Below are 23792 nucleotides of genomic sequence, written 5' to 3'. Positions count from 1 at the left end.
TTTCGGGACTGATCAGCCGAACGAAAACGGGTTCACACGCAGGAAGTTGCCTGCAGGATCGAAGGCGAGGTTGCCGCTTTCCTGGTCGGTGTTCTCGGCCGAGACGTAGATCTCGGGTCCGTTGTCGCTGCCGTAGAAGCTCACGCTGTAGCTGTCGATGCGTGACATGTTCAGGCTCTCGGGGGCGCCGGCGATGATCCCCGCTGTTGCGGTCAGGTCGATGGTCGCCAGGTCGATCTGAGGTTCGTCGAAGTCGCGCGTGCTCGAAAAATTGTCGTCGTAGTCTTCGATGACGCCGTCGCGATAGGTATAACTGACCTGCTTCTGCGGCACCCCCGGCGCGGGTGCCGCGATGACGGCGTAGTCGTCGTACAGGCCGAGGCGGTCGACCACCGAGGTGCCGATCTTCTGCCGCAGCGCATCGACGATGTCCACGACGATTGCAGGATTCCTGTACCCCGCCGTCCCGAGACTCGCGGCCGGGTCGTCTGTGCTCGAGCACGCGCGAATACCGAAGGTGAGTGCCACGAGCGCGGCAACCGCGGGCACCGCGACGCTCATGAAGCCCAGTCGTGAGCCTTTTGCCGTGGCGATCGGATGCTGGAGCGCTATGGGGTCCGCCATGGGCTGTAGATCGGTGTCGTTCTGCAGGTCCTCGATGAGGGTGTGCAGATCGGCGATCGTCTCGGCTTCCTTGGCCAGGTCGATCCTTGCCGCATGCTCGAACTCGGACAGCTGGCCGTCGGCGAGCGCCTCGTCCAATGTGGCGCAGGTATCGGAGCGATCCACATCACGCGCTCGTGTGGTGGGCGGCAGTCGCGTCGGCACAGGTGGAGCATAGTTTCTCGGCGTCGGAATGGGGTCTTGTACGGACTCAGGCGGGGTTCGCGGGCCCGCGTGTCCGGGCCCGCACGTACTCTGGTCTCGTGCGACTTCAGCGACAGGTGGTGGACTACGCCCTTCAGCGTCGGTCGCTGCTGGCCGAGGTCTACTCGGGTAGGACGGGAGTCGCAGCGGTCTGTGACGCAGATCCGTACCTGCTTCGCGCTGCCAAATTTCACGGTCGCGGCAGCGATGTCGTGTGCCCCATCTGCCGCAAGGAGCAGCTCACGCTGGTGTCCTGGGTGTTCGGCGAGAAGCTCGGGGCCCTGTCAGGGTCGGCGAGAACGGCGGACGAACTCGTTCGCCTCGCGGCTACTCAGGAGGAGTTCTCGGTCCATGTGGTCGAGGTGTGCCGGTCGTGCAGTTGGAACCACCTTGTTCAGTCCTACGTCCTCGGGGCCGTCCCCGCGCCCAAACAACCCCGCCGGCCGCGAGCGGGTTCCCGTCAACCGAACCGTCGAACAGCGAGTGAATGACACAAACGCTCTGCTGATCCCATCCACCGAAAGTTCGACGCGGCCGCCGAAATTACTGGAGATTCGTACGTGAGTTCCCCCTACGACAACAACCCGGGTAGCAACGAACCTGGCCGTAGCGACTCCGGACGGCGTCCCGACGTGCCAGGGCCGCCGCGTGGCAGTCGACATTCCGATCCACCCGGGCGTCGCCCGGTGCCTCCACCTGGCCAGCGTCCGGGACCTCCTCCGGGTCAGCGTCCGATGCCTCCGCAGGGGCGTCCTCCCATGCCACCTCCCGGTCAGCGTCCCGGACCTCCTCCGGGTCAGCGTCCGATGCCTCCGCAGGGGCGTCCTCCCATGCCACCTCCCGGTCAGCGACCCGGGCCGCCTCCCGGTCAGCGACCAGGACCGCCTCCCGGTCAGCGTCCGCTACCTCCGGGTGCCCGACCCGTTCAAGGCAGACCTCAGGCGGGTCCGGTGAGTGGACGTCCCCCCGGTGAACGTCGCTACGGTGAGCCACCCATCGCGCCCCCGGTCCGTCCTGCTGCTCCGACGGGCGTCACCCGGTCCGGTGCCGTTCCGCCACCACACGAACCGAACGATCCATCAGCTCTCTCCTCGGGCAATGAACCGCCCGAGCCGCCCGAAAGAGGTTCCGCCGCGAAAACGAAGAAGAAATCCAAGTGGCGGGTCGTTCGACGCACGCTGTATGCGTTCATTGCACTGGGTTTGATCGTGCCGATCCTGGCGTTCATGGTGGCGTACACCGTGGAGGACGTTCCGCAGCCCGGCGACATCAGGACCAACCAGGTTGCGACGATCTTCGCCTCCGACGGCTCGAGTGTCCTCGGCAAGGTGGTGCCCAAAGAGGGCAATCGCACCGACGTGACGATCGACCAGATTCCGGAGCATGTGCGTAATGCCGTGCTCTCTGCCGAGGACCGCGATTTCTACTCCAATCCCGGATTCTCGGTGACCGGTTTCGGCAGGGCGTTACGTGACAACGTGCTCGGACGCGACAGTGCCGGTGGCGGTTCGACCATCACTCAGCAGTACGTGAAGAACGCGCTTGTCGGTAACGATCGGACGCTGAAGCGAAAGATGCGTGAGCTCGTCATCTCCTCGAAGATGGCGCGGCAGTGGTCCAAGGACGACATTCTCGCTGCGTATCTCAACACCATCTACTTCGGCCGCGGTGCGTACGGCATCGCTGCCGCGTCGACGGCGTACTTCGGCAAGTCCGTCGATCAACTCTCGGTCGAAGAGGGTGCGGTCCTCGCGGCGGTCATCCAGCAGCCCTCCAATCTCGATCCCGAGGTGAACCCCACCGGCGCGCAAGCTCGTTGGGATTACGTTCTCGACGGAATGGTCTCGCAGGGTCAGCTCGACGCGACCCAGCGAGCCACGATGATGTTCCCGGCGGTGGTCCCCACCTCTCAGGTCGATTCCGGTGACGCCGAGGACGCAGGTCCGAACGGCCTGATCAAGGCCCAGGTGTTGCGCGAGTTGTCCGATGCGGGCGTCAGCGATCAAGACCTCAATACCGAGGGTCTGCAGATCACCACGACCATCGATCCGAGAGCTCAAGCGGCAGCGGTGGACGCCGTGAACAGCAATCTAGAGGGTGAGCCGAGCGAGTTGCGTACGGCCTCGGTCTCCATCGATCCCCGTACCGGCGCGGTCCGCTCCTACTACGGCGGCGCGGACGGACGTGGCTTCGACTTCGCGCAGTCCGGGTTGCAGACCGGATCCTCCTTCAAGGTGTTCGGCCTGGCCGCGGCACTGGATCAGGGCATTCCGCTGTCGAAGATGTACGACAGCTCCTCGCTCGACGTCAACGGCATCCAGATCAGCAACGTCGAGGGCGAATCCTGCGGGACCTGCACCATCGCCGAGGCACTCAAGCGGTCGCTCAACACCAGCTTCTACCGCATGATGCTCGGCATGGACAACGGCCCGCAGGCCATCGCAGACATGGCGCACAAGCTCGGAATCCCGCAGGAAATCGAGGGCGTCGGCCCCACCCTCACCGAGCCCGACAACGCAGGCCCCAACTACGGAATCGTGCTCGGCCAGTACCAGTCTCGCGTCCTCGACATGGCCTCGGCCTACGCGACCCTGGCGGCGTCCGGCGTTTATCACACGCCGCACTTCGTGCAGAAGGTCGTCACCGCGGACGGCACCGTGCTTCTGGACCGTGCTCCCGAAGCGGGCCAACAGGTCGTCTCGGCCGCGGTCGCGGACAACGTGACCTCGGCGATGCGTCCGATCGCCGGATACTCCAACGGTCACAACCTCGCCGGCGGCCGCCAGTCGGCAGCCAAGACCGGTACCGCTCAACTCGGTGACACCGGGCAGAACAAGGACGCCTGGATGGTCGGCTACACGCCGTCGCTGTCCACCGCAGTCTGGGTCGGCACCGAGCAGGGCCTACCGCTCGAGAACAGTTACGGCGGGCCGATCTACGGATCGGGCATACCGTCGGACATCTGGAAAGACACGATGGACGGCACGCTGGACGGCACCTCGAACGAGACCTTCCCGACGCCCGAGGCCATCGCGGGTCAGGCCGGTGTGCCGCAGTATTCGGCACCCGCACCGACGGCCACGGTGGCTCCGTCGACGGCTCCGCCGCCCGTGACACTGCCGATTCCGACGGAGATCTCCCCACCGGTGGTCATCACTCCGCGACAGGTCGAAATTCTGCCCGGCGTGACCATTCCCCTTCCGGGGCTGGCACCCGCGCAGCCTGCGGCACCGGCGCAGCCCGCACCTCGACCGGCAGCACCCGAACCGGCGACGCCCGGACAGTAGCGACGTCACCGGTGACGACCGAACCCGAGCGCAAGGGCCGTGCAGTGGCGAGCCCCGGTCTCCTCGACCAGGCGAGCGCAGCGGACCGCGATCTACCCAGTCGCACCGATGCGATGGCCGGGGAACTGTCCTCGGTCATCGGCGGACCGGTCGGGAAGCACGCGCTGATCGGACGGCAGCGCTGGTTCACTGCGCTGCGGGTCGTTCTGCTGCTGGCGGTGATCTTCCTGAGCTTCGGGTGGTTCGCCAAGGCTGCGTGCATTCAGCAGGCACCGGTGGGGCCGAACGGTGAGCTCGGACTGGACTGGAGTGGCAGTCGGCAGTACGTGGCGATGTGCTACTCCGACACAGTGCCTCTCTACGGTGCGGAGCGACTCGACCAAGGCGCTTTCCCCTACAAGAAGTCGTGGGAAGAGACCAAGGCCGACGGGTCGAGTCAGATTCGGTACATGGAGTACCCGGTGCTTGCGGGGTTGTATCAGTACGGCTCGATGGTCGTCGGAAAGGTGTGGAACACACTGACGTTCCTGCCACAGGCCCTGCCGGTCGTCGTCTACTTCAACGTGGTGGCTCTGGGACTGGCCGTGGCCTGGTTGGTCACCGTATGGGCCACCGCGATAGCTGCCGGACGTCGCATCTGGGATGCCGCTCTCGTGGCTGCCTCCCCGTTGGTGATCGTGCACGGATTCACCAATTTCGACGCTCTCGCATCGGCTTTCGCGCTCACCGGCTTGCTTGCTTGGGCAAAGAAGCGGCCGGTTCTTGCCGGCGTGCTGATGGGTCTCGGTGGTGCCACCAAGCTCTATCCCCTTCTCTTCCTCGGTCCGCTGCTGGTGCTCTGCTGGCGCACCGGTCGGATGCGGGAGTGGGGGCTCACCGCCTGCGCTGCACTCGGAGCGTGGCTGGCAGTCAATCTTCCACTCGCCCTGCTGTATCCGTCGGGATGGTACGAGTTCTTCCGGCTCAATTCCGAGCGCGGGGCCGACCCGGACTCGCTGTACAATGTCGTCACCTCGTTCACCGGCTGGACCGGCTTCGACGGGCCCCTGTACCCCGGTGACAAACCGTTGGTTCTCAACGCTGTGACGTTGGTGCTGTTCGCCGTCGTGTGTGCACTGATCGCCTACATCGGCACCACGGCACCGACGCGGCCGCGACTCGCGCAATTGGTGTTCTTGGTGGTGGCCGGATTCCTGCTCACCAACAAGGTGTGGAGCCCGCAGTATTCGCTGTGGCTGGTTCCACTGGCCGTGCTGGCACTACCTCATCGCCGAATTCTGTTGGCGTGGATGGCAATCGACGCCTTCGTCTGGTTCCCAAGGATGTACTACTACCTGGGTGTGGAGAACAAGGGCCTACCCGAGCAGTGGTTCACCGCGACCGTCGTGGTGCGCGATGTTGCCGTGATCGGGTTGTGCGCGTTGATCGTTCGACAGATCTACCGTCCGTCCGAGGACCTCATTCGAAACGGCAGCGCCGTCGATCCGCTCGGTGGCGTGCTCGACGGCGCTGCAGATCGGACCGCGACGCATCGGCCCGCGGCTCGCCCGGTCACATATAGCGGCCGAGCTGTTTGACGGCTTCACCTGCGTGCTTGGCCGCGATGCCGTCGCCGATTGCCTGGAGCTTCCATTCGCTCCCCTGGCGATAGACCTTCGCCATCACCAGGCCGGTGAACGGCATACCGCCCTGGAGGGTGAAGCGGGCCAGTTCGACGTTCGTCGTGTTGTCGACCAGACGGCAGAACGCGTTCGCGACCTGCTCGAACGTCTGACCGCGGTACGAGGTGACGGTGAAGATGATGCCGGTGACGTGCTTGGGTACCCGCGTCAGGTCGACCACGACGACCTCGTCGTCGCCCTCACCCTCACCGGTGAGGTTGTCGCCCTGGTGCACGATGGACCCGTCCTTGGCCTTGAGCTGCCCGTAGTAGACGACATCGTTGACGTTGCGGTCGGCCAGCATGATCGCCGACGCATCCAGGTCGATGTTGGCCGCCCGGCCGCCGCCGCCGAACAGTCCGCCCTTCTTCGGGGTGGTGACCGGATCCCAGCCGAGGCCCATGCGAATGACCGTCAGCGCAACGCCGCCGTCCTTGCGGAGTGTGACCTTCTGCCCCTTGGCGAGGCTGACGGGCTTGGATTTGGTGAGGCTGACTTCCGGAGCCTCGGTGCGGACCGGTGCAGCGGGTGGAGCAGGCGGAGCGGGTGGTGCCGGCGGAGCGGCGGGAGTGGGAGGAGGCGTCGGAGCGGGAGCGGGGGCATCGTCCACGGACACGCCATGATCGGTGACCAGCGCGGCGAATCCACCGGCATAGCCCTGCCCGACTGCTCGGACCTTCCAGCTGCCCTGACGGCGATAGATCTCGAGTGCGATCACGATGGACTCCGAGCTCAGGCCGTCGATCGTGTACTCGTACAACACATTTCCAGTGGTGTCGCTGACTCGTGCAACGGGAGCGGCGGATTTGCCGAAGTTGCTCGACGCGTCGTCGAGGGTGATGACCGCGCGGATCTGCTCGATGTCACTGGGAATTGCGCCGAGCGACAAAGCGAGTCGAGCCGGTCCACCCTGGCCGGGCTCGAGACGCACGCCGGGGCCGGTGGGTTGGTTGAAGAACACGAAATCGGCGTCGGTGCGCACCTTTCCGGCGTCGGTGACCATCAGCGCGGACAGATCCGCGGGTACGGCAAGCGCAATGGAGACGACGACGTCACCGACGGTGAGGGGGCCGTTCTGGCCCTTGGACAACGGTTGACCGGCCGGAGCAGACAATGTGATGGACTCTCTCTCGTAGTGCTGGTTACCGCCATCCAATGTACTTGTCCGATTTGTCTTCACTGGTGTGGCTGCGATCGGGGAGCGTTCAGATCTGGCGGAGGGTGAACAGGTCGCCGGGCGTGCAGCCCAGGACGCGACAGACGGCGGTGAGTGTCGAGAATCGGATGGCCTTGGCGCGGTCGTTCTTCAGCACCGAGAGATTGACGACGCTGACTCCGGCAAGACGGGAGAGCTCGGCCAGTGTCATGCCGCGGGCGTCGAGAATCTCGCCGAGATGGCAGAGTACGAGATGGTCGACGAACTCCTCGGTCATCAGACCAGCCCGTCGGCATCGCGAGCGAGCTTGGTGCCCTGGGTGATGGTGGCGTAGACGAACTGCAGAAAGACGGCAACGACCAGCGCGATGTACAGGCCGTTGGACGATCGCGAGGTGTCGATGGTCTCGCTCAGCTCGAGAGCGCCGACCACGCTGTTGGTGCCGAGCATGTTCATGAATCCGGTGAGCACTGGATACGCGACGATGGACACCCCGATCAGAGCGACGTCCGTGCGCGCGGCGTTGGTGAAGGGCGTTCCGGTGATGACGCGATCGCAGAAGCGGTAGAAGAACAGCAAGCCCACCAGGATGATGACGAGGCCGAGGACGATCGCGCCGTAGCGCATCACGTCGATGAACCCCAGCAACCGTGCGATGTCGGCCTTCGGCACGCTGAGCTCGATCGAATTGCCCGGTTGCAACCGGCCGCCGAACAGTTCGACCGGTGGGGTGTTCCACTCCGGTTCCACCGTCGCGATGACGTAGTCCGACGAGTGGTATTTCCACATCTTCCAGCCGGACCAGACGACTGCCGCCGCCGCGTAGAACACCATCACCCATTTGTTCGTTCGTGCCGAGCCCAGTCCAAATGCCATTCCGCCGCCTCCATATCGATAGTCGATAACAACGAATATCGATAACCTATCGAAAATCGATACGGTGTCAAGGGCGGGCTGCCGTCACCGCCTCAGCGCGACCGCGACGTGTCGTCCGATCTCCGACGCCAGCCCGGCAGTATCGGCCGGCGCGATATCGATGGACTCGTCGGAGTGCACGATGTACCGGCCGTCGCGCTCGAAGTCCATCCAGAAGAACGAGACGGCGTCGGCGTCTCGGCGGTTGTCGTAGGTCTTGCCGCGCGCGATGATGATCTCACCGACAGCAGACCGTGGGCGGGCGAAGAACATTCGGATCTGCTCGTCTGCCGTAGCCCCGCGAGTTGCAGTGGACAGCCCCGCACCACCCGATGATGCGGGGGCGGTTGCACGTTCGAGTCGAGCGGCAGGGTGTCGGCCGGCTGCAGTGTTCGGCACCGCTGCGAGTACGCGAGCGGGTGCGTGTGCGGGACTCACCAGTTCGATCGTGACGGCGCCGCCGGACGTGGCGTCGGGCCCCGGCTGCTGGGTGAGCACCACGGCGACGTCGTGACGTATCGCTGCATGGCTCCGTATGATGCCGAATCGGGATTCGGTTGTCTCACCACGACATTCGATGCGAACGGCCGGTTCCACAAGGGTTCGAACAGCCGCGTCGAGCTCCTCGTTCATCATCGCGTCGATCCTCGCCGACGCCTGACTCCGGACTTCTCGGAGTTCGTCCGCGGTGTCGACGTCGATCGTGACCGACAAGGGATACGGCAGTCGGTCGCGTCCGAATCGACTGCACAGCATCATGAAATCGATACCCGCCATGGTCCATCCGGTCATCGTCAGCCGCCGAGTACCGGAGGTGCGACCAGCGGCAGATCCCCGATCAGTTCGCTGCCGTTGCTCACGTCGACCAGATAGCCGGGAGTGGCGTGCTCGCTGTCGTTGTCGCCTGCTCCCCGTGCGCCTGCTCCGCCCATTGCACCCATTCCCGGCATTCCGTGCGATCCCGCACGGCCGGCCGCCGCACCGGCGTTGCCCGGTCCGCCGGTGCTGGCCGCGCCGCCGCCGCTCGCCCCGCCGCCGATCGGAGGGCCGAGAACCGAGCCGCCGTAGCCCGAGCCGGCACCGGAACCGCTGTAGCCCGAGCCGGCACCGCCTGCGTACCCCGTGCCGCCGCCGTAGCCCGAACCGTTCGGCCCAGAGAAACCATTGCTACCGGGGCCTGTTCCGCCGTACCCGCCGGAACCTGCGCCCACCCCGGAACCTGCACCGGCCCCGGAACCTGCACCGCCGCCTGCAGATCCGGGCCCGGCCGATGCGGCACGAGTTTCACCGGAGTTCTCGGCCGGCGGAAGAGGTCCCGATTGCCCGGAACCCGGTCGCCCCGACCCTGCACTCGGTTGCTCTGCTCCGGCAGGCTCCGTGCCGCCGGGTTGCGCCTGTGCTGCAGCCGCCTGGGCTGCCGAATCTGCCCCACCTGCGCCGCCGTTTTCGGACAGCGACCCGAAACCACCACCACCGCCTCCCAGGGAATTGCCGAGGCCCCAGCCGCCGCTGGAACCGCCACCGTCGGCGACCGGGTTGTGCGCTGCCGGTAGCACGGGAACCTGGGAATCGGACTGCAACACCCCTGGCACGTACACCGAGCGCATGATTCGACGCGCTTCTTCCTGCTGCTCCTCTCGGGCAGACACCACGTCCTTCGCGGCGAAGGGAATCGGCAGAAGGGTATCGATCATGCTGCTTGCCGCCGGCGCAACCACCGGCGGCATCTTCGACTTCGTTTGCGTGAAACCGGAGTGCGCCTCGAGCAATTTGTTGCTGATCAGGCTCATCGAGGTGGACAACGCGGTCGCAGACGAGACGTAGTTCCCCACACCGCCGCGGACGGCGTCGGCTGTGGGGCCCGACCACCCCGACGTCATGGCCGCCTCGATGCCGGACCGGAAGCCGTCGGATCCGGTGGTTGCGGCAGCGGACAAGTCGTTCCAGTTCTTGGACGAGCCTTCGATGATGCCGGTTCCCAGCGATCCAACCAGGGCCACGATCTGCTCGTGCGGCATCACCTCGAACGCCTCGGTGATGACCACTTCGGTCGGCTCGAACTCGCCGCGGTAATCGAGGGCCACGTTCGCCTTCTCGAATGCCGCTTCCAGGACGGAGCCGAGAAACTCGGGTCCCACCGGAGTCACGAACGCACTGGTGACGATGTTGTCGATCGTCGCTGTGAGTTCCTCGTACGGATCCGTCATGCCCACCCCTTGCCCTACAGTGTGTCTCCCCGACGAACTGTTAGACGCGGCGCACTGCGGTTCGGTTCCGCAGCCATTCGAGAATTTCTTCGCTGGCCCGGACGCCGGAGGAATCGGTGACGGTCAAACCGGGGCGGGTGAATCCGAGCAGTTCCAGTTCCCCGTGTCGTGGCCGGATCGCCGCATCGGCGGCGATGAGCATCTCGGCATCGAGTGCGCCGTCACCGGCGGCGAAGAGTCGAGCCCCGGAACTGAGCGTGCCGTCCTGGATCAGCCTGGACCGGACCTCGGCCACCGCGGAGCTCTTGCACACCGCGTTGGGCATCGTGTAGATCTTGCGGCCCTGCTGCGAGACGTTCCAGTCCCGCGCGGCGCACCACTGCGACCACTGCGCGACGAAGTCTTCCGGCACGGCCGTCGTATCGACGACGAGATAGCAGAACAGACCGTCTGCCTCGCGATACTTCAGTACCCAATCCTCGGATACCCGCGACCTCAACTCGGCACCGATGCCCGCCAGATCCAACTCGAAACTGTTGCGCCAGGCAGAGTCCGGTGTGCCGTCGACGAGGATGTTGCCGCCGTTGCTGGTGATGGCGTACCGCCAGGGTGCCCCGGGCAGCGCGATCCGCTGAAACTGTTCGATGGTCCGCGTGGTGGTCGGCACGACGACGGTGGTCTCGCTCAACTCCCGAAGAAGCGACACCGAGCGAGAGCTCATGTACGACAGCGGCTTTCCCTCGTACATCTCCACGCACTCGAACGAATCGTCCAGGGGCACTCCGAGCGCGCCCTCGGAGAAGATCATCGTGCGGTCCAGATCCACCGCGACGAGGGCACTCACGACGCGTCCTCGTTCGAGACGTTCTTGATCAGTCCCATGCACGAGTACGCGAGGTCCGGAACCACGTCCACCGGTACGCCCCTGGCTGCGGCGAGCATCCGAATGTGTTCGTGCTCGGGCGCATCGGCGTCGCGCACCAGCACGCGCCACGGAACGCGACGCAGCAGCACCCTCGTGGTTTCGCCGACGCCGGGTTTGACGAAATTGACGTGCGAGATGCCGTACTCCTCGCGGACCTTCTCCACCGATGCCCATCCCGACCAGTTGGGAATTCTGTCGGAGGCGAGTACGGCAGTCACCGAGGCGGCTACCTCGTCCCGCACGTCGTCGAAACGCGCAGCGACGGTGTCGAGCAGGTGACGTGAGACGTCGTCGGGGGCAAGATCGGCGTAGTACTTCGCACCGTGGAAGTCGCCGGGCCGAATCAGTTCGTCGTTGAGCACGGTCCGTGAAACCAGGCCCGAGACAGTCGAATTCAAGCAGGCCGACGCAATGAGGAAGTCGTCGCGCGTGCCGTACGTGCGCGCGCAGTTGCCCGGATCGGCGAGCACGGCCAGATCGTCGTCGAAGTCCGCCCCCGGGAATTCGCGCAGCGCCGCAGTGAGTTCGCGTGCGATCGCACCCTTGCCGGTCCAGCCGTCGACGAACACCACCGATCGCGAGTCGTGATGGTCGGCAAGGTATCGCAGGGCCACGGCGTCGATACCTCGATCGCGCACGATCGAGACGGCGTAGTGCGGAATCTCGATGCCGTGAGCCGCGAATGCCCAGCGGCGCATCAGGATTCCGACGGGTGTGCCCGCGCGAGCCAGCGACGCGAGTGCGATGTCGTGTCCGCGCTCGGCCAGCACGACCTCGGTGACGGTTCCGACGGCCACTGCCAACCTCGATGCGCTCTCCTGCAGCACTTTCTCGAACAGTTCACGGTAGGCAAGATCCGGTTGGTACTCGACCGGAAGCGACTCGGCATAGTGGGCTTCGCCGGCCTGAATGCGCCTCTCGCGCTCTTCGATTCCCGCTTCGAGCGAGACTGCCGAGAGGTCCTTGAGCAGCCAGGTGACTTCTTCGGCTGCATAGGAACCGAACTCGGGTCCTCGAAGTGGGCGTGCCCGCCGAGCGACCTCGAGGGCCACGGGGTCGGCCCCGCTCACGACAACCAGGAGTACGTCGGTGCCCGCGGCGGCGAGTGTACGGGCCGCGGCCTCGAGGGCATCGGTGTCGGCCGGGGCATCGGCGACGAGCACCAGCGTGGCATCGTGCGGGGCGGACGCGTTGTAAAGGTAACGTAGTCCCGAATCATCCTCGGGTGCAGCGAATTCGAAGCCGCGACGCAGGGGGTAGTCGGGTATGTCGAGCACGTATGCCGGTGACCGAGTGGTCGTCTGGAAGAGCGCCCTGTGTCCCTTCTTCTGCAGCGCCGCCGCCAGTCGAAGTGGCAGGTACATCAGCTCTTCGTGGCCGATCACCACCACCGATTCGGCCTCGGTGAGAGACGCGTCGACGGTGGCCGCGACGGCTTCGATGGCGGTGTCGAAACCGGCCGCGTCGGAACCGAGGAACCCATGGCGTCCGCCGTCGGGCAGAGTTGCGGGCCAGCTCGCATCGAGTCTGCGAACCGAACCCGACTGTGCAGCAGTGGGATTGAAGGTCGGATCGGGGAGCTCCAGAACCGTCTCCACCAGTCCCGGTGCCAGATCCACCGATCCTTGCGCGAGGCTGACGTTGTCGATCCGAACGCCGAGCTCCGTTGCCACCGCCTCGGCAGCAGCGAGATGCTGGGCCGTGCGCATGTCGACCAGGGACGCGATGACGTAGTGCGCGCGTCCGGCCGATGCATGAATCTGCCGCAATGCATCCAGCGCCGTCGCTCCGGTGGAAATTTCGTCGTCCACCAGAATCAACGGCAGATCGCCGGCGAGCAGATCGCCCGATGTCGGCATCAGCAGGTGGTCGGTGGCGTGCGAGTGGCCTTCCTGGAACTCCGCGTGCACCGTCATGCCCGGCACCGTGCGACGAGTCGAGTGCAGGTAGCAGTGGGCGCCGAGCGCTGTGGCGACGGTGTGGCCCAATCCTGTTGCCGTCTCGGCGAATCCGAGAACATCGACGTCGGAACCGTCCACCGCGGCGTGTGCCACGGCGGCCAGCTCGTTTCCGGCCGCGATGACGACCTCGGGGTCGACGGGTATGTGTTTGCCGAGCACCGTCGATACCAACAAGTGGGCGCGACGGGGGTTGCGCCGCAGACCGGGCCGCACCAACTGCGTCGCCGTCCACGACGACGAGGAGCCGGTGTCGGTCAAGGCGATGCCGTCCGCCGGCTTCCCGGTCATTGCTGTGCCAGTGCGGTCAGTAGATCCACGAACGTGATCCCCTCGTTGGTGACGCCGAATGCCTTCGCGCGCAGGACCGTCTGCTTCGCCCAATTGCGGTGCGGGCCGAGCTCGTTCATCTTGTTGCGGTAGCCGGATGCTTGTACGCCGCCCTGGTCGGACGACAGGATGTCGAGTGCATCGTGGTATTCCTCGTGCGTCACCGCGGACAACGCGTGCACAGCGGGCACGTGCGAGGGATGGATGACGGTCTTGCCCTGGATACCGTTGGCCCGGTCGAGGGCCACCTCGCGCAGCAGTGCGTCGAGATCGCTGCTGACCAATTGCTGGCGGAAGCGGACGGCCTCCTGGTCCACGAACGGCGTCTGACGCAGCAGGGGGCGGAACATGCGTTCGTGGTCTGCGAAGTATTCCCACACCGGGCCGGTGATGACGAATCCCGATCCGTCGTTGCGGCCGAGGTGGTTGACGATGGCGCTGATGACGTCGGCGACGACGCGCACGTCGTAGATCGTCAGGTCGCGGTCGCGGCGGATGCCGAAGTTGCCGCACATGTCGGTGGCACCTATTCGCACTGCCAGCACCATGTCTCGGTAGCCACCCAGGAGTTCGCGGATCGCAACCAATTCTGCGTCGCGAGTCTCGCGGTGCACCACTTCCGGCGACTCCAGGACCGGCATCGCGAACAGGCGCGTGCCGTGTGCCCGAGATGCAGCGGCGATCTCGTCGAGAAACTCGGCTCCGCGCGCTGCGGTGAACTTGGGTACCACGAACCCGGCGAGTCCGGCGGCTCCGTGGGTGAGGTCGGCGCAGATACTCCGGATGTGCGCAGCGGTGCGGGCTCGAACGAAGACGAGCGAACTCGAACCCGAGAGTTCGTTCAGAGTTCGGACAGTGTTCGCCAACGCTTCGTCCAGATTATGGTCTGCGACAGCGTCTTCGAGATCGATGACGATGGACCGCACGCCCTCGGCGGTTCGTTTGTTCACCGTCGCGGTCAGGTCCGAGCGCGTGGCTGGGATGTACAGCGTTGCGCCGAGAGCCGTTGCGAGGAGGTCGTTTCCGTCGCTCGTCTCGATGTCTTCCGGCTGCAGGAAGAACACACGTGCACGGGTGTCTGCGTCGAGATGGCGAAAGTGTTGCACCACTGTCCTTCGTGTGAATGTGATCAGTGCGAGTTGCGCATACGCTCGATCACGCCTGCGATGAAGTCCGAAATGGTATCCAGATCCTGCAGATATGACCAGTAGTCGGGATGGGTTCCCGTCAGCGCTGTGCTCGCCCTGTCGATCCTGGCGAGCTGAGCATCCAACACCGAGCCCCATTCGGCAACCAGGCCGCGATTGATCGCGAGTTGTTGAGCATCACGAAGTTTGAAACGCACCTTGTTCTCGGTGGCGTGCGGATCCGATTTCACTGCGCGCAGCAGGCGAACTCGGTCGGTGACTGCGTCGACCAGGTGTTCGGCGTCGCTGAGATGGCTGCGCGCCTGAGTCACCAGATCCAGTGAGTGCTCGGGATTACCGGCGTCGAGCGCAGAACGTGCGGCCCGCAGGTCCTCGTCCGCTTGCTCGATGTGGCGCGCACTCGACCGTTCGTTGCGAGAGAGGTCTGCCGAACTCTTGGCGTTGAACTCGCGCAGCAAGCTGGAGAAGGCAGGGGCGATGCCCTCGGATCTCGTTCGCACTGCTTCGATTCGAGTGCGCACCGAGGCCAGTGCCGTACGGGCCTCCTGGGTACGCCCCGGGGCGGACGCGACGACGGCTTGCAGTGCGGCCGCCCGGTCTCGGACGGCTGCGGCATGCTCGCGCGCGAGCAGTGGATTTCGTTGGGAACTCTGCAATTGCATTGTGGCCGAGTCGAGTTCGTGCCACGCCTGACGAAGCGAAGGGTACCCGGCGTACTGCTCGTCGACGGTCGACCGGGCTGCATCGGCCTCGGTCAATGCGTCCTGGACCAGGCGCGGGGTGGCGGCGAACTGAGCGGAAGCGTGTTCGAGGGTGCTGCGATGAGCGTCGTAGAAACGATCGACAGCGCCGCTCGCATCGTGCAGCAAGGCGGTCGCGCGGTCGAATGCCGATCTGGCGGCGGGCGTGGCCATTCCGTCGAATTGATCGACCGCGGCGAGGTAGGCCGCTCCGGCGTCGAAACACTGCTTCTCGGTGTCGGCCCATCGGGTGCCGAGTCGATCCTCGGGCCGCAACGCGGTGGAGGCTTCCACGCCTGCCGAGGCGATGGATTGACGCTTGTCCATGTCGAGAAACGCGGCGACAGCATTGTCCTGGGACCGACGCGCGGCGGCGTCCGATTCGGCACCTCGGCGAAAGACCCCAGGCCAGCGACTTGTCACCTGCTCGATAGTACCGACGGGAACCCTGGCGATGTCGCAGTCGTTGGCGGAGTACGTCCAAGAACCGGACATTCCCACTACGGTTGTAGCCGTAACGGGAAACCATTTGCGAAAGGACCTCTCAATGGGCGTCAGCCTCAGCAAGGGTGGCAATGTCTCGCTCACCAAAGCAGCTCCGAACCTGACCGCGGTCGTGGTCGGACTCGGATGGGACATCCGCACGACGACCGGCACCGACTTCGACCTCGACGCCAGCGCCATCGCGCTGAACTCGACGAAGAAGGCCTTGAGCGACGGACACTTCGTGTTCTTCAACAACCTGAAGTCTCCCGACGGCTCCATCGAGCACACCGGGGACAACACCACGGGCGAGGGCGACGGAGACGACGAGCAGATCAAGGTCGATCTCGCCGCTGTACCGCCGGAGATCGAGACCATCACCTTCCCCGTGTCGATCTACGATGCGGACGCGCGCTCGCAGTCGTTCGGTCAGGTGCGTAACGCGTTCATCCGCGTGATCAACCAGGCCGACAACACCGAACTCGCTCGCTACGACCTCAGCGAGGACGCCTCCACCGAGACCGCCATGGTCTTCGGTGAGCTGTACCGCAACGGCGCGGAGTGGAAGTTCCGTGCAGTGGGTCAGGGCTACGCGTCCGGTCTCGCGGGAATCGCTCGCGACTTCGGAGTAAACGTCTAGTAAAGACCTCCCCAAGATTGGTGATACCCCCGCCTCGTCATTCATGATGGGCGGGGGTTTTTCCGTATTTGTCCTCCCCCCAGCCTGGTCGTTCCTGCCGGCTCCGCTCTAGCCAGAAAGGCCACTGACAGTGGTTTTGAGAATCTTCGGCTGGTCGATCGCGGTCACCATCGTGTCCGTCATCGTGGCATTCCTGTACGGCGGACTCGAGGCCATGATCCTCGTGCTCATCCTCGGTGTACTCGAGGTATCGCTGTCCTTCGACAACGCCGTCATCAACGCAACTGTGCTGCGGCGCATGAGTGAGTTCTGGCAGAAGATCTTCCTCACCATCGGCATCGTCATCGCCGTCTTCGGTATGCGACTGCTGTTCCCGCTGGTCATCGTCTGGGCCGCGTCGGGCCTCGGTCCGGTCGCCGCCATCGACCTGGCGCTGAATCCTCCGCCCAACGATGCCGCGTACTTCGACGACGGCCGCCCCAGCTACGAGACGCTGCTCACCGATGCGCATCCTCAGATCGCTGCGTTCGGCGGAATGTTCCTGCTGATGCTGTTCCTCGGCTTCATTTTCGAGGATCGCGAGATCACCTGGTTGAGCTGGCTCGAGAAGCCGCTGGCTCGCATCGGTCGTCTCGATCAGCTCTCGGTGGTCGTCGCCGGTCTGCTGTTGGTCCTGAGCGCCGAGTTCCTGGCCGAGGACGACAAGATCGCCACCGTGATGGTGTCCGGAGTGCTCGGCATGATCACGTACATCGCCGTCAACGGTCTCGGTGAGCTGTTCCACGTCGAAGAAGAGGGCGAAGAGTCCTCGAACGGACCAAGCGAACTGGCGAAGGCGACGGGTAAGGCCGGGTTCTTCCTGTTCCTCTACCTGGAGGTGCTCGACGCGTCGTTCTCGTTCGACGGCGTCATCGGTGCCTTCGCGATCACCGCGGACCCGATCATCATCGCGCTCGGACTCGGTTTCATCGGTGCCATGTTCGTCCGCTCGATCACGGTGTTCCTGGTCCGCAAGGGGACGCTGTCCGATTACGTGTACCTCGAGCACGGCGCGCACTGGGCAATCGGCGCGTTGGCCGTCATCCTGCTGGTGTCGATCGGTGTGCACATCAACGAGCTGATCACCGGCTTCGTGGGAATCCTGTTCATCGGAGCCGCTCTCGTCAGCAGCGTTCGACGCAACAAGCGTCTGGCACGCGAAGGCGTGGACACCGAGGTCCACGTCTGACCTACCGCTTCGAATCATGACAGCTCCGGGCCTGCGCAGTGCAGGGGCCGGAGCTGTTGTGTTTCCCGAGCTGTGTGGGGGTCACAGCTCTGCGATGTCGACCAGTCCGTCCTGTAGAGCCCGGGCCACCAGTGCGGCCTTGGTCGGAGCGGAGCGTCCGACCGAGGTGTATTTCGCGCGGATACGCGTCAGGTGGGTGTTGACGGTGCCCAGCGACAGAAACAGCGTTTTGGCGACCTCGGTCTTGGAGTCGTGCCGAATCCAGCAGAGAAGTACTTCGATCTCGCGGTCGGTCAGCCCGGGTTGCGTCGGGAACGGGCTCGGTGCCGGGGGCACCGGGTTGACCTGCATCGCGTGCGGTACCAGGGAGATCAGCCCACGGGGTGTGGCAGTGATGGAGTCGCTGTGTTCCGAGGGCATGGGATCGAGCAGTGCGGACATCAGTTCTCCCGAGGGCCGAAGCAGGTTGAGACGGTCTAAACCTGAGCAACCTGATTCTCACAGGTAGATCACAGGATCGCTGCCCTGATTTCTATGGGCATTGAACCGTCAACTCAGATGATGCCTCATGCACCTGTGTCGGCCAGCGCGCTGCCGTAGCCGTCGAGTTCGATTCTGCGGTCCTCGGTGGGGTCGCTGACCAGTATCGACGCAATCGTCGGACGTCCGGGCGGCAAGATTCTGGCCGTGACGACCTCGCCCGTCGCGTGTGTGAGGACGTCGGCGACGGCTGCCTGGACTCGATGGGCGACTGTGGGATCGAGCACAGCGAGACCGCCGTCGTCGAGCAGAACTACCTGCACGCCGCGTGCACGGGCCGATCTCGCTGCCGCCACGACGTCGTCGGTCATCAACCCCGGCGCGCGCAGTCCGTCCCGCAGTGCAGCCTCGAGCAGGCCGCACGCTTCGCGCTCGGCTCGATCGAGTTCGGCACCACTCGCGAGTTTGTCCAGGAGAGGTCTGGCGAGCTGGTCGAGTCGCTCGAGTTGTCGGTCGCGTTCGTCCAGTGCGGCCGAGGTTGCAGCATTCTCCGCGGCTCGTCGACGCGATTGACCGCGCAGTTCGAAGACGGCCGCGGCGGTGGATCGGAACGTCAGCGCGAAGAACGTCGCCATCACCAGCGGAGCGACGTTGATGATCGACATGACCACACCGTGCGCCGGGCCCTGGCCGGTGGCAGCGGACCAGACGATGCACACGGCGACCACCGAGGCCATGGCGATCCACCCGATCGCGGTGCGGCCGCGGACACTGACGAATCCGCACAGAGCCATGGCCGCGCTGAGCGGCCAGGTCTGCACTCCGTTGTCCACGGGGACCGGCAGCTGAAGCAGCACGACGGCCGTGGCTATCGGAGCCGTAGCGGCAATCGCCACCGCCCATCTCGCAGCGAGCGGATCCCCCGGCACGGCGACCAGAGCGAATGCGGCCGCAGACACCAGCAGCACCGCCGACTCCACCACCCAGACGCTGCGCACGCCGTCCGACGACGTGAAGTTCATCAACGAATACGTGGCGAGGAAGACGGCCGCTGCGACGTACGCACTGGCAGTGTTCATACCGAGAAAAGCACGTACGTCGCGATCGGCGTCGACGACGGCTTCGTCGGTCACGACGCGTCACCGATGGGTCGGTAGGTGAGAGTGACGGTTGTCCCGCGTCCCGGTTTCGACGCCACCTCGGCCGATCCGCCCGGCAGCTGGCGCATGCGGCCCTCGATGCTGACGGCGAGTCCGAGTCGATGTGGTGCGACGGCACCGGGGTCGAATCCGCGACCGTCGTCGGATACGGCTATGCGTACCGAGTCGGCGGCGACGGAGACCTCGACGGTACGTGCGGCGTACTCGCCTGCGTGCCGGACGCTGTTGCGGAGCGCCTCTGTGGCACTCGCAGACAGAGCTCGCACTGCGTCCATCGGCAGAGTCGCGTCTCGTGCCGCGTCGTCGACGGCGGCGGTGATGGCAACGTGGTCGTCGACTTCGGCCAGGGCCGATCGCAAGTACGCGACGAAGCCGTCCGGGTCGACCTGTTCGGTGGAGGAGATACCCGATCGCAATCGGTCCAGCCGGTGCAGAGCCGTCGCCGATTGGGCCGTCAGTGCCGGGCTGTTGCCCGCTCGTGCGGCCGACAACAGGGTCGACATGACGTCGTCGTGTATCAGTGCGTCGAACCTTTCGCGTTCGACCGACCGCGCGGCGCTGGCGGCAGCAGCCGCGGCCTGAGCCTCGGCAGTAGTTCGCGTGGTGTCCAGCACCCGGCCGGTGCGCACCACCAAGGTGACCGTGAACGTGAAGATTCCGCAGAACATGACGCCGAAGGCGATGTCGGCGACGAGCGCAACGTTGCCGTGATCGATCCTGCTGTAGTAGTTGAGAACCTGCCCGTACGAGGCGACGACCACCAGGTAAGCGAAGATGGCGCGGTTGGACCACGCTATCGCTGTCGTGACGGTGATCAATCCGGGAAACATTGCGATCCAAGCAGATTCGGTCACTCCGAGCGGTGGCCCGTCGAAAGCGGGCAGCCACAACACCTGCGCGGCAAGATAGGCAGCCGCCAACGCCGTCACCAGAGCGCGGATGCGCCCGATGCTCCACCGGAACGAGGCGAACGACAGGAACAGAGCCGGGCCGAAAACTGTCACCACGAAAACCGTTGTGTACCAAGCGTATAGCCGATCGAACTGTCCCGCGATCTGCGGTGCCAGCAATACCAGGTACGCGAACGCCCCCGCGCTGGCGAAACGGGCCATGTAGCGCGAGAGGCGTTCCTCCGCACTCGTGTTGGGCATCAGTCCTGCGAGGGAAGCTCGGGCATCGGGAGCCAGCCGTCTTCGACCGCCCGCTTGTAGAGATCGGTTTTCGTCGGTGCCGGACGCCCCGCCTCGGAGTACTTGGTGCGGATCCGCACGAGGTAGTCGTTGACGGTCTGTTCGGACAACCCGGCCAGGCGGGCGACGCGTCCGGCCTTCTCGCCGGAGGCGTAGAGGGCGAGTACCTCGCGCTGACGCGGACTGAGGCCGACGTCGGGAAGCTGTGGGTCGCCGTCGATCGCGGCCGCCCAGTCCGTCGTGACGACCTGCTCTCCGCTCGCGGCACGTCGGATGGCAGAGACGATCGCGGCCGCCGGCGCGGACTTGCGCACTACACCCAGCACGCCTGCACGGGCGGCGGAGCGCACCAGGAAGGCGTTCTCGGCGCCGGTGTAGACCAGCACGCGTACACCGGCGGCATGGAGCTGTTCGACGTTCGATCGAGGTGACGAACCGTCACCCAGGCGAAGGTCGAGTACGACCAGATCGAGTGTCTGCTGCTGGGCGAGCAACTCTCCGACGGTGGCTGCGATGGACACCAGATCGAGATCCGGTTCGTCCGCCAGCATGGCCTTGAGGCCCAGAGCGACGGATTCGTGGTCCTCGACCAGTCCGATGCGCCGCGCCTCGACGGCAGATTCCTCGTGCGACTGCGACCCCTCTGCCATGTCCCCGCCCCCCGTAGCCGTAACCGTAACGTGCTACCTGTTTTGTACCAGGGTTCGAGGCTCTGCGGGGTCCTGGTCGGGGTCGGACCGGGCCGGAATCCGCATCTCCGACTTGATGAACGAGACGAACAGCACGACCAACAGCAACGCTCGTCCCCACACTCCGACGAGAACGAAGAACTCTTCGTCGTTGGCGTCGGTACCCGAGGCCAGCGCGGCGAAATACTTGAAGACGCCGACTCCCATCGACAGATCGACCACCAGATACGCGGCGACCAGTCCCCACGGAACCCGGAGTAGCACCAGGAAAGGAAGCAGCCACAGCGTGTACTGCGGGGAATGCACCTTGTGCAGCAGCATGAAGCCGCACAACATCGATCCGCTCACCGCAACCCACGGATAGGTGCCGACCACTTTCGCGCGGCGGAACCCGAGCCACAGCGCGAGAGCGAATGCGACGAACACCAACAGCGGCGACGCCACGTCCACCGTGTCCTGGAACGACGCTTCGGCCGCCGCGTAGGCCTCGGGTGTCATCCGGTCGTTGATATAGGCGTGGCGCAGTCCCCAGTACCAGATGGAGTTGGTCGTCAGATCTGCCTGTCGCAGCGACTGGAACGTGAAGGATGCGCGCCACCCCTCGTAGCCGAGTACGGCGAACGGCAGATTCACTGCAACGACCGTGCCGATCGCCGCACCGGCGACCATCAGACCACCACGAATGTCCCAGCGACCCCGGATGGTGTCGGCGGATTCGCTCCGGTCGATCCCGCCGGTGACCACGTACGCGATCAGCGGCAACACGAAGGCTCCCGGATAGAGCTTCAGACAGAAGCCGACTGCCAACAACACCGACGCGAGGGTGGCTCTGTGTCGCAGCTGCATCGGCAGCGTCATGACGAAGATCGCGCCGACGGCCGCGGCGACCACGGGGAGCTCCCAGTTGTGGAACGCGTACATCACCAGGGGCGGGCCGATCGACCACAGCAGTGCGGGCCAGCCGGCCATCCGACCGAGCATCCAGGCGGTGAGCAGACCGAACGGCCCCAGAATCAACGCCGAGGTCAGCAGGAACTGCGCGTCGGTGTGTGCTGGAATCGCGCCGAGCCACATCAACAGACCGCTCAGAACCGGGTACTCGACGGTCCCCCCGGTGAGAATTCCATCGCTCGTGATGGCCCCGTGGATGTACGGAAAGATGTGATTGTCGATGTCTCGACCGAGCCACAGGAATTGGATGTCGGAGTAGCAGACCGAGGAATCCTTGATGGCGTCGAACACCGTGCTCCGTCCGGAAGCGTCGAACGGTGCGACCGCGCAGCGTGCCTTGTTCAGATACCCCAGAATCAATCCGAACGCGGCCGTCACGACGACCACGACGGCCGTCGTCGTACTGGCGCGGACCCCGGATCGCATGGTGCAAGACTATGACGCGCGAACGCCGGGCCGTACGTCCAACGCGAATTAGCAGGTCAGGGCCCTGTCGTGTATCTTCGAGGGGTTGCTGACGCAACGACCCTCCTGCCACGGATAGTCCGTGGCCGTTTTCACTAGTCCACAGGAGGTGATGAGGTCTTATGCGTCATTACGAATTGATGGTCATTCTCGACCCCAATCTGGACGAGCGCACTGTCGCTCCGTCGCTCGATACGTTCCTCAACGTCGTTCGCAAGGATGGCGGCACCGTCGACAAGGTCGATGTGTGGGGCAAGCGTCGTCTGGCCTACGAAATCCTCAAGCATGCCGAGGGCATCTACGCCGTTGTGAACCTCAACGCCGAGCCTGCCACCGTCAGCGAGCTGGATCGTCAGCTCGGACTCAACGAGTCCGTTCTGCGCACGAAGGTCCTGCGACAGGGCAAGTAATTGTCGTTGCCCGCCTCTAGGCTGGCATCTACAACGCTTACTACTGAAAGAGGAACCATGGCAGGCGAGACCGTCATCACCGTCATCGGAAACTTGACGGCTGATCCAGAACTTCGATTCACCCCCGCCGGTGCGGCGGTTGCCAACTTCACGGTTGCATCCACCCCGCGCACATTCGATCGTCAGACGAACGAGTGGAAAGACGGCGACGCGCTCTTCATGCGCTGCAACATCTGGCGCGAGGCAGCGGAGAACGTTGCCGAGAGCTTGACCCGAGGCTCGCGAGTGATCGTGAGCGGACGGCTGCGGCAGCGCTCGTACGAGACGCGTGAAGGTGAGAAGCGGACAGTCGTCGAGCTCGAGGTCGACGAGATCGGACCTTCACTCCGCTACGCCACCGCAAAGGTCAACAAGGCCAATCGCGGTGGAGGTGGCGGCGGAGGCGGCTTCAACTCCGGCTCCGGCTCCGGTTCCTCTGGCGGATCGGGCGGCGGCCGCTCGAACTCCTCGTCCAACTCCGGTTCCGGCGGAGACGATCCCTGGGGCAGTGCCCCGGCGGCATCGGGCTCCTTCGGCGGACGTGGCGGAGACGAAGAGCCACCGTTCTAGATCCTTCGATCGAGAACAACCAGATGTAACGGAGAAAGACCCATGCCCAAACCGCCATTGCGCGACAAGGTGCTCAAGAAGAAGGCGTGTTCCTTCTGCAAGGAAAAGAACACGGCGATCGACTACAAGGACACGACGTTGCTGCGTAAGTACGTCAGCGATCGCGGAAAGATCCGTGCTCGCCGTGTCACCGGCAACTGCGTCCAGCATCAGCGTGACGTGGCCGTTGCCGTGAAGAACTCGCGTGAGGTAGCACTGCTGCCTTACGCCGCGACGGCTCGATAGAAAGGGGC

Annotated in this window: 23 protein-coding genes; 8 read left to right on the top strand and 15 right to left on the bottom strand. The window is 64.9% G+C overall.

What is annotated here, in order from left to right; genetic code table 11:
- Positions 1–12: 12 nt before the first annotated feature.
- Positions 13–828, bottom strand: a complete 816-nt coding sequence (locus ACNEOT_RS01925) for a DUF1707 SHOCT-like domain-containing protein (protein ID WP_415971681.1) — start codon at positions 826–828, stop codon at positions 13–15.
- A gap of 98 nt (positions 829–926) precedes the next feature.
- On the opposite strand from ACNEOT_RS01925, the gene ACNEOT_RS01920 reads away from it, so the two are divergent.
- From ACNEOT_RS01920 to ACNEOT_RS01910, 3 genes are all read left to right on the top strand, one after another.
- Positions 927–1358: a DUF5318 domain-containing protein gene (locus ACNEOT_RS01920; protein WP_415971679.1), complete on the top strand. Its 432-nt coding sequence runs from the start codon at positions 927–929 to the stop codon at positions 1356–1358.
- A gap of 315 nt (positions 1359–1673) precedes the next feature.
- Positions 1674–4154, top strand: coding sequence for a transglycosylase domain-containing protein (locus ACNEOT_RS01915; RefSeq protein WP_415973621.1), 2481 nt, complete (start codon positions 1674–1676; stop codon positions 4152–4154).
- Positions 4155–4267: 113 nt separating this feature from the next.
- The gene (locus ACNEOT_RS01910) at positions 4268–5731 is read left to right on the top strand and encodes a glycosyltransferase family 87 protein (RefSeq protein WP_415973620.1); all 1464 of its coding nucleotides are present in this window, start codon (positions 4268–4270) and stop codon (positions 5729–5731) included.
- Here ACNEOT_RS01910 and ACNEOT_RS01905 read toward each other — a convergent pair.
- The 9 genes from ACNEOT_RS01905 to ACNEOT_RS01865 all read right to left on the bottom strand — a co-directional run bounded on the left by ACNEOT_RS01905 (position 5706) and on the right by ACNEOT_RS01865 (position 15521).
- Positions 5706–6929, bottom strand: coding sequence for a TerD family protein (locus ACNEOT_RS01905; protein ID WP_415971678.1), 1224 nt, complete (start codon positions 6927–6929; stop codon positions 5706–5708). The two genes, ACNEOT_RS01910 and ACNEOT_RS01905, sit on opposite strands and share 26 nt — an antisense overlap.
- A 91-nt stretch (positions 6930–7020) precedes the next feature.
- The gene (locus tag ACNEOT_RS01900) at positions 7021–7248 is read right to left on the bottom strand and encodes a helix-turn-helix domain-containing protein (protein WP_415971676.1); all 228 of its coding nucleotides are present in this window, start codon (positions 7246–7248) and stop codon (positions 7021–7023) included.
- Positions 7248–7847: a hypothetical protein gene (locus ACNEOT_RS01895; RefSeq protein ID WP_415971675.1), complete on the bottom strand. Its 600-nt coding sequence runs from the start codon at positions 7845–7847 to the stop codon at positions 7248–7250. Before ACNEOT_RS01895 ends, ACNEOT_RS01900 begins: the two co-directional genes overlap by 1 nt.
- 84 nt (positions 7848–7931) lie before the next feature.
- On the bottom strand, positions 7932–8678 hold the full coding sequence (locus ACNEOT_RS01890) for an ESX secretion-associated protein EspG (RefSeq protein WP_415971673.1): 747 nt from the start codon (positions 8676–8678) through the stop codon (positions 7932–7934).
- Positions 8679–8680: 2 nt separating this feature from the next.
- Complete coding sequence (locus ACNEOT_RS01885; RefSeq protein ID WP_415971671.1) at positions 8681–10093, bottom strand: hypothetical protein; 1413 nt, start codon at positions 10091–10093, stop codon at positions 8681–8683.
- A gap of 40 nt (positions 10094–10133) precedes the next feature.
- Complete coding sequence (locus tag ACNEOT_RS01880) at positions 10134–10937, bottom strand: HAD family hydrolase (RefSeq protein ID WP_415971669.1); 804 nt, start codon at positions 10935–10937, stop codon at positions 10134–10136.
- On the bottom strand, positions 10934–13267 hold the full coding sequence (locus tag ACNEOT_RS01875; RefSeq protein ID WP_415971667.1) for a phosphoribosyltransferase: 2334 nt from the start codon (positions 13265–13267) through the stop codon (positions 10934–10936). The genes ACNEOT_RS01880 and ACNEOT_RS01875 overlap by 4 nt, the downstream gene beginning before the upstream one ends.
- Positions 13264–14412 (bottom strand): HpcH/HpaI aldolase/citrate lyase family protein, encoded by a 1149-nt coding sequence (locus ACNEOT_RS01870; RefSeq protein WP_415971665.1) that lies wholly within the window; start codon positions 14410–14412, stop codon positions 13264–13266. The genes ACNEOT_RS01875 and ACNEOT_RS01870 overlap by 4 nt, the downstream gene beginning before the upstream one ends.
- 23 nt (positions 14413–14435) lie before the next feature.
- Entirely contained in the window at positions 14436–15521 is a 1086-nt protein-coding gene (locus ACNEOT_RS01865; RefSeq protein ID WP_415973619.1) for a hypothetical protein, read from the bottom strand.
- A 220-nt stretch (positions 15522–15741) separates the two neighbouring features.
- On the opposite strand from ACNEOT_RS01865, the gene ACNEOT_RS01860 reads away from it, so the two are divergent.
- Both ACNEOT_RS01860 and ACNEOT_RS01855 read left to right on the top strand, forming a co-directional pair.
- The gene (locus ACNEOT_RS01860) at positions 15742–16317 is read left to right on the top strand and encodes a TerD family protein (RefSeq protein ID WP_057478477.1); all 576 of its coding nucleotides are present in this window, start codon (positions 15742–15744) and stop codon (positions 16315–16317) included.
- Between the two features lie 130 nt (positions 16318–16447).
- A complete protein-coding gene (locus ACNEOT_RS01855) occupies positions 16448–17545 on the top strand; it encodes a DUF475 domain-containing protein (protein ID WP_415971664.1) in 1098 nt (365 codons plus the stop codon).
- A gap of 81 nt (positions 17546–17626) precedes the next feature.
- On the opposite strand, the gene ACNEOT_RS01850 is transcribed toward ACNEOT_RS01855, so the two are convergent.
- From ACNEOT_RS01850 to ACNEOT_RS01830, 5 genes are all read right to left on the bottom strand, one after another.
- Positions 17627–17986 (bottom strand): response regulator transcription factor, encoded by a 360-nt coding sequence (locus ACNEOT_RS01850; RefSeq protein ID WP_415971663.1) that lies wholly within the window; start codon positions 17984–17986, stop codon positions 17627–17629.
- A 125-nt stretch (positions 17987–18111) separates the two neighbouring features.
- Positions 18112–19158: a hypothetical protein gene (locus ACNEOT_RS01845; RefSeq protein ID WP_415971661.1), complete on the bottom strand. Its 1047-nt coding sequence runs from the start codon at positions 19156–19158 to the stop codon at positions 18112–18114.
- A complete protein-coding gene (locus ACNEOT_RS01840; RefSeq protein ID WP_415971660.1) occupies positions 19155–20336 on the bottom strand; it encodes a sensor histidine kinase in 1182 nt (393 codons plus the stop codon). Before ACNEOT_RS01840 ends, ACNEOT_RS01845 begins: the two co-directional genes overlap by 4 nt.
- On the bottom strand, positions 20336–21025 hold the full coding sequence (locus ACNEOT_RS01835; RefSeq protein ID WP_415971659.1) for a response regulator: 690 nt from the start codon (positions 21023–21025) through the stop codon (positions 20336–20338). The genes ACNEOT_RS01840 and ACNEOT_RS01835 overlap by 1 nt, the downstream gene beginning before the upstream one ends.
- Positions 21026–21058: 33 nt before the next feature.
- Complete coding sequence (locus ACNEOT_RS01830; RefSeq protein WP_415971657.1) at positions 21059–22441, bottom strand: glycosyltransferase family 87 protein; 1383 nt, start codon at positions 22439–22441, stop codon at positions 21059–21061.
- A 161-nt stretch (positions 22442–22602) separates the two neighbouring features.
- On the opposite strand from ACNEOT_RS01830, the gene rpsF reads away from it, so the two are divergent.
- Genes rpsF through rpsR form a run of 3 tightly spaced genes read left to right on the top strand, consistent with a single transcriptional unit; the run spans position 22603 to position 23784 of the window.
- Positions 22603–22890: a 30S ribosomal protein S6 gene (gene rpsF, locus ACNEOT_RS01825; RefSeq protein ID WP_008711385.1), complete on the top strand. Its 288-nt coding sequence runs from the start codon at positions 22603–22605 to the stop codon at positions 22888–22890.
- A gap of 57 nt (positions 22891–22947) precedes the next feature.
- Positions 22948–23499, top strand: a complete 552-nt coding sequence (locus ACNEOT_RS01820) for a single-stranded DNA-binding protein (protein ID WP_037195207.1) — start codon at positions 22948–22950, stop codon at positions 23497–23499.
- A gap of 42 nt (positions 23500–23541) precedes the next feature.
- A complete protein-coding gene (gene rpsR, locus ACNEOT_RS01815) occupies positions 23542–23784 on the top strand; it encodes a 30S ribosomal protein S18 (protein WP_027495080.1) in 243 nt (80 codons plus the stop codon).
- Positions 23785–23792: the final 8 nt, after the last annotated feature.

Source organism: Rhodococcus sp. 077-4, assembly GCF_047782425.1.
Lineage (GTDB): Bacteria > Actinomycetota > Actinomycetes > Mycobacteriales > Mycobacteriaceae > Rhodococcoides.
The sequence above is the reverse complement of the archived record's forward strand: the minus strand, read 5'-3'. Positions and strand labels throughout refer to the sequence as shown.